The sequence below is a fragment of the Mucilaginibacter calamicampi genome, assembly GCF_042676765.1.
Lineage (GTDB): Bacteria > Bacteroidota > Bacteroidia > Sphingobacteriales > Sphingobacteriaceae > Mucilaginibacter > Mucilaginibacter calamicampi.
In genome coordinates this window covers 1-6,040 of record NZ_JBHTHU010000017.1, presented here as the reverse complement: position 1 = coordinate 6,040, position 6,040 = coordinate 1, and the positions used below count along the sequence as shown (strand labels likewise).

The following is a 6,040-nucleotide window of genomic DNA, read 5'->3' as shown; positions in this document are numbered from 1 at the left end:
GGGAGTTTTATTGCAAACCACTTATTATGAGCTGTTTATTAAAATGGCTTGTCCCGCTGTGTCTCACCTTGTCCCACACGCAGGTGAGACAGGAGTCGAGGGTCGATGGTCCATGGTCCATGGTCCATGGTAGCGCAGAACACTATGGTCTATCGGCCATGGACTATGGACTATAGACTGATACAAAACAAGAAAAGCCCCACAACTTTCGTTATGGAGCTCTCTTTAAGATTGGGCACCGACCTACTCTCCCACGTTTTACCGCAGTACCATCGGCTCTGGCGGGCTTAACTTCTCTGTTCGGAATGGGAAGAGGTGGACACCGCCGATATAGGCACCTGAATGTTTTTAATGTTGTGTATGTTGTGGGTGTATGTTGTGCGTTGTAAGATTACCTACAACTTGCAACTTATAACTTGCAACAAACTTCAACAATGACATATTATTGAAAGAAGCAAATGAATTCGAGAAAACAACAGCATTAATTAAATCTATCTGTGTTAGTTTGTTGGGTTGTACGTACTACGTAAAACGTCTTACGTACAACCTTCAATTCCAACCGAAGAAAGCTTCGGGCGATTAGTATTACTCGGCTATGATGTCACCACCTTTAGACCTGTAACCTATCAACGTAGTAGTCTGCTACGACCCTCAATGGAAGTCTCATCTCGTGGCTAGTTTCGCACTTAGATGCTTTCAGCGCTTATCTATTCCCAACGTAGCTACTCTGCAGTACACCTGGCGGCATAACAGATTCACCAGAGGTTAGTCCAACCCGGTCCTCTCGTACTAAGGTCAGCCCCACTCAAACTTCCAACGCCCACAACAGATAGGGACCGAACTGTCTCGCGACGTTCTGAACCCAGCTCGCGTGCCACTTTAATGAGCGAACAGCTCAACCCTTGGGACCTTCTCCAGCCCCAGGATGTGACGAGCCGACATCGAGGTGCCAAACCTCCCCGTCGATATGAGCTCTTGGGGGAGATCAGCCTGTTATCCCCAGCGTACCTTTTATCCTTTGAGCGATGGCCCTTCCATGCAGAACCACCGGATCACTATATCCGTCTTTCGACCCAGCTCGACTTGTCTGTCTCACTGTCAAGCAAGCTTATGCTATTGCACTCCGCGTACGGTTACCAAGCGTACTGAGCTTACCTTTGAAAGCCTCCGTTACCTTTTTGGAGGCGACCACCCCAGTCAAACTACCCGCCAAACAATGTCTCCCGCTTTGCGGGATTAGACACCAAATACAGAAAGGGTGGTATTTCAACGTTGACTAACTGACTCCTAGCGAAGCCAGATCACAGTCTCCCACCTATCCTACACATCCTGTATCCGATATCAATGTTAAGTTGTAGTGAAGGTGCATGGGGTCTTTCCGTCCCGTTGCGGGTAACCGGCGTCTTCACCGATACCACAATTTCACCGAGCTCATGGCTGAGACAGCGCCCAGATCGTTACACCATTCGTGCAGGTCGGAACTTACCCGACAAGGAATTTCGCTACCTTAGGACCGTTATAGTTACGGCCGCCGTTTACCGGGGCTTCGATTCAATGCTTCGCCTTGCGACTAACATCCCCTCTTAACCTTCCGGCACCGGGCAGGTGTCAGGCCATATACGTCATCTTTCGATTTTGCATAGCCATGTGTTTTTGTTAAACAGTCGCCTGGGCCTTTTCACTGCGGCTGACATTGCTGTCAGCGCCCCTTCTCCCGAAGTTACAGGGCCATTTTGCCGAGTTCCTTAGCCATGATTCACTCGAGCACCTTAGGATTCTCTCCTCGACTACCTGTGTCGGTTTACGGTACGGGGTTTTATAACCTGAAGCTTAGCAGGTTTTCTTGGAAGTCTGATTACCTGAACTATCCCATCCCCCGAAGGTTCCGAGTACTATCAGCTTTCAGCATGGTCTGCGTACTTAACTACAATCCATATACCTACGGCCTTTAACGAACTATTCCGTCAGTTCGCGTCAGTTTCACTACTCCGTCACTGCATCGCAGTTATAAAACGTACTGGAATATTAACCAGTTATCCATCGGCTACGCCCTTCGGCTTCACCTTAGGCCCCGACTAACCCTGATCCGATTAGCGTTGATCAGGAAACCTTAGTCTTTCGGTGGGCAGGTTTCTCTCCTGCCTTATCGTTACTTATGCCTACATTTGCTTTTCTATTCCCTCCACAGTCAGTTACCTTCCTGCTTCGCCGCAAATAGAATGCTCCCCTACCAGATCATTTCTGAAATCCATAGCTTCGGTATACCGCTTAATGCCCGTTTATTATCCATGCCCGATCGCTCGACTAGTGAGCTGTTACGCACTCTTTAAATGAATGGCTGCTTCCAAGCCAACATCCTAGCTGTCTGTGCAATCGGACCTCGTTAGTTCAACTTAGCGGTAATTTGGGGACCTTAGCTGATGGTCTGGGTTCTTTCCCTCTCGGCCATGGACCTTAGCACCCATAGCCTCACTGCCGTGTATATTATAAAGCATTCGGAGTTTGTCTGGATTTGGTAGGATTTGACTCCCCCGCACCCAATCAGTAGCTCTACCTCTTTATAACTCAACCACGACGCTGTTCCTAAAAACATTTCGGGGAGTACGAGCTATTTCCCAGTTTGATTAGCCTTTCACCCCTACCCACAAGTCATCCGGAAACTTTTCAACGTTTATCGGTTCGGTCCTCCAGTACCTGTTACGGCACCTTCAACCTGCTCATGGGTAGATCACAAGGTTTCGCGTCTACCTCCACTGACTATGCGCCCTATTCAGACTCGCTTTCGCTTCGGATCCGTGTCTTAAACACTTAACCTTGCCAGTGAAGAGTAACTCGTAGGCTCATTATGCAAAAGGCACGCCGTCACCCCAGAAGGGCTCCGACCGCTTGTAAGTATACGGTTTCAGGTTCTATTTCACTCCCCTGTTCGGGGTTCTTTTCACCTTTCCCTCACGGTACTGGTTCACTATCGGTCTCTCAGGAGTATTTAGCCTTACCGGATGGTGCCGGCAGATTCCCACAAGGCGTCTCCGACCTCGCGGTACTCAGGATACCACTATCTTATCATTAATTACCCGTACGCAGCTCTCATGCTCTATGGCCGGGTTTCCCACCCCGTTCCGGTTCTTTTTGATAGTCATATTGTGGTCCTACAACCCCAGTTATGCCGTAACATAGCTGGTTTGGGCTTCTTCCCTTTCGCTCGCCACTACTCAGGAAATCATTATTATTTTCTCTTCCTCTGCTTACTTAGATGTTTCAGTTCAGCAGGTTTGCGCTATTGCAACTAGTCTTCAACTAGTTAGGTTTCCCCATTCAGAAATTTCCGGATCAAATCTTATTTGCAAATCCCCGGAACTTATCGCAGCTTATCACGTCTTTCATCGCCTCTGAGAGCCAAGGCATCCCCCGTATACCCTTTCTTACTTTCTTCTACTTATACGCCTTTTGCGCCGTATAGTATGCTTTTTATTATTTCAGTCAGTTGCCAAGTCATTCGTCATTCGTCACTGGTCATTATTACTAATGACTGATGACTATTGACTAACTTCCTAACAACGTCCCTACTGTTGTTTTCTCGTTTTTCAATTACTTCTTCCAATATGTCAAAGAACGTTATTTGAGTTGTAGGTTGTAGGTTACATGTTGTATGTGTAGTTTCCTACAACTTTCAACTTATAACTTTCAACTTTTCCTCAAAGCGTGGAGAATAACGGATTCGAACCGTTGACCCCCTGCGTGCAAGGCAGGTGCTCTAGCCAGCTGAGCTAATCCCCCAATTAATGAATGTGTGAGTTAGTGATTGTGTGAATTAGTGATTACTCACTCATTCGCTCATTCTTTCATTCACCCATTGCCGTAGTCCCGAGCAGATTTGAACTGCTGACCCCTACATTATCAGTGTAGTGCTCTAACCAAGCTGAGCTACAGGACTTCTTATTTAGTTTGCAGTTTTTAGTTTGCAGTTTGCAGTAGTTAGCTCTTGTTGCCAACTGCTAACTGCCTCTTAACTGCCCACTGTGAACTGCCAACTGTGTCCTAGCCTGTTGGCCGGCCCCACTGATGGCTTCATCTTTTGGGTTTTCCTTTTGTGTGTTTAATTAGTGAGTGAGTTAGTGAATGAGTGATTTAGTGATTGTTGACATTTATTCAACTAATCTTTAATCTTCATTCTCTAATCTTCTCCATCTAATTTAAAAGATAATCATGTAGCGAGCTGTACTGCTCATTGTCTGTCTGAAGGAACAGATCAGGGTGGGTATTGCTCCAGAAAGGAGGTATTCCAGCCACACCTTCCGGTACGGCTACCTTGTTACGACTTAGCCCCAGTTACCGACTTTACCCTAGGACGCTCCTTGCGGTTACGCACTTCAGGCACTTCCAGCTTCCATGGCTTGACGGGCGGTGTGTACAAGGCCCGGGAACGTATTCACCGCGTCATTGCTGATACGCGATTACTAGCGAATCCAACTTCACGGGGTCGAGTTGCAGACCCCGATCCGAACTGTGATCAGCTTTGTGAGATTGGCATCCTGTTGCCAGGTAGCTGCCCTCTGTACTGACCATTGTAGCACGTGTGTAGCCCCGGACGTAAGGGCCATGATGACTTGACGTCGTCCCCTCCTTCCTCTCTATTTGCATAGGCAGTCTGTTTAGAGTCCCCACCTTAACGTGCTGGCAACTAAACATAGGGGTTGCGCTCGTTGCGGGACTTAACCCAACACCTCACGGCACGAGCTGACGACAGCCATGCAGCACCTAGTTTCGTGTCCCGAAGGACTAGAGCGTCTCTGCTCTATTCACTAACTTTCAAGCCCGGGTAAGGTTCCTCGCGTATCATCGAATTAAACCACATGCTCCTCCGCTTGTGCGGGCCCCCGTCAATTCCTTTGAGTTTCACCCTTGCGGGCGTACTCCCCAGGTGGAATACTTAACGCTTTCGCTTAGACGCTGACCGTATATCGCCAACATCGAGTATTCATCGTTTAGGGCGTGGACTACCAGGGTATCTAATCCTGTTTGATCCCCACGCTTTCGTGCCTCAGTGTCAATATAACCATAGTAAGCTGCCTTCGCAATTGGTGTTCTGTGACATATCTATGCATTTCACCGCTACTTGTCACATTCCGCCTACCTCTAGTTAATTCAAGTTCTTCAGTATCAAAGGCACTGCGACAGTTAAGCTGCCGTCTTTCACCCCTGACTTAAAAAACCACCTACGCACCCTTTAAACCCAATAAATCCGGATAACGCTTGGATCCTCCGTATTACCGCGGCTGCTGGCACGGAGTTAGCCGATCCTTATTCTCAGAGTACATTCAGCTCGATACACGTATCGAGGTTTATTCCCCTGCAAAAGCAGTTTACAACCCGTAGGGCCGTCTTCCTGCACGCGGCATGGCTGGTTCAGGCTTCCGCCCATTGACCAATATTCCTTACTGCTGCCTCCCGTAGGAGTCTGGTCCGTGTCTCAGTACCAGTGTGGGGGGTCATCCTCTCAGATCCCCTAAACATCGTAGCCTTGGTATGCCGTTACCACACCAACTAGCTAATGTTCCGCATGCCCATCTTGATCCTATAAATATTTGATTGCTTTATGATGCCATATTGCAATGTTATGCGGTCTTAATCTCTCTTTCGAGAGGCTATCCCCCTGATCAAGGTAGGTTACATACGTGTTACGCACCCGTGCGCCACTCTCAAGGAAAGCAAGCTCTCCTATCCCGTCCGACTTGCATGTATTAGGCCTGCCGCTAGCGTTCATCCTGAGCCAGGATCAAACTCTCCATTGTAAAATGTTCTGTTTGATAACTTCCTGACTCTACTTATCTTTTTATTCTTTGGAATTGTCTAATAAATAGAATCTCTAGTTATTTGTATTATATATCTTTATACAATACCCTTCCCCCTTTCAATCCTATTCCTTCTTCTTTTCTAACTAAACAGTTTGACTTTGATATTCCACTCTTCGAATTGCTTCTCTGATTGGTTAACCGCGTCCTACCGCTCGTTACATGATTGCATCTTTTAAAAGAACTTT

The 6,040-nt window shown here is 47.5% G+C and carries 2 tRNA genes and 3 rRNA genes; all 5 read right to left on the bottom strand.

The window, feature by feature from the left end:
- Positions 1-230: 230 nt before the first annotated feature.
- The 5 genes from rrf to ACFQZS_RS13310 all read right to left on the bottom strand — a co-directional run bounded on the left by rrf (position 231) and on the right by ACFQZS_RS13310 (position 5,792).
- Positions 231-342: ribosomal RNA gene (gene rrf, locus ACFQZS_RS13330) — 5S ribosomal RNA — on the bottom strand.
- Positions 343-559: 217 nt separating this feature from the next.
- Positions 560-3,433 (bottom strand): 23S ribosomal RNA (locus tag ACFQZS_RS13325).
- Positions 3,434-3,703: 270 nt separating this feature from the next.
- Positions 3,704-3,777 (bottom strand) — tRNA-Ala (locus ACFQZS_RS13320).
- Positions 3,778-3,859: 82 nt separating this feature from the next.
- Positions 3,860-3,934 (bottom strand) — tRNA-Ile (locus ACFQZS_RS13315).
- A gap of 336 nt (positions 3,935-4,270) precedes the next feature.
- Positions 4,271-5,792 (bottom strand): 16S ribosomal RNA (locus tag ACFQZS_RS13310).
- Together the 16S, 23S and 5S rRNA genes with 2 tRNA genes alongside form the textbook arrangement of a ribosomal RNA operon.
- Positions 5,793-6,040 lie beyond the last annotated feature (248 nt).